This window comes from Streptomyces gobitricini, assembly GCF_039532985.1.
Classification (GTDB): domain Bacteria; phylum Actinomycetota; class Actinomycetes; order Streptomycetales; family Streptomycetaceae; genus Streptomyces; species Streptomyces gobitricini.
Genome location: NZ_BAAASR010000056.1, coordinates 1 through 528 on the forward strand (window position 1 = coordinate 1; position 528 = coordinate 528).

General features: G+C 58.1%; 1 rRNA gene. It reads right to left on the reverse strand.

Annotated features, from left to right (window positions below):
* Positions 1-528, reverse strand: a 23S ribosomal RNA gene (locus ABD347_RS30570); the annotation flags it as partial.

The following is a 528-nucleotide window of genomic DNA, read 5'->3' on the forward strand; positions in this document are numbered from 1 at the left end:
TGGGCTTCCATATCCGGCCTATCAACCCAGTCGTCTACTGGGAGCCTTACCCTCTCAAGGAGGTGGGAATACTCATCTCGAAGCAGGCTTCCCGCTTAGATGCTTTCAGCGGTTATCCCTCCCGAACGTAGCCAACCAGCCATGCCCTTGGCAGGACAACTGGCACACCAGAGGTTCGTCCGTCCCGGTCCTCTCGTACTAGGGACAGCCCTTCTCAATATTCCTACGCGCACAGCGGATAGGGACCGAACTGTCTCACGACGTTCTAAACCCAGCTCGCGTACCGCTTTAATGGGCGAACAGCCCAACCCTTGGGACCGACTCCAGCCCCAGGATGCGACGAGCCGACATCGAGGTGCCAAACCATCCCGTCGATATGGACTCTTGGGGAAGATCAGCCTGTTATCCCCGGGGTACCTTTTATCCGTTGAGCGACGGCGCTTCCACAAGCCACCGCCGGATCACTAGTCCCGACTTTCGTCCCTGCTCGACCCGTCGGTCTCACAGTCAAGCTCCCTTGTGCACTTA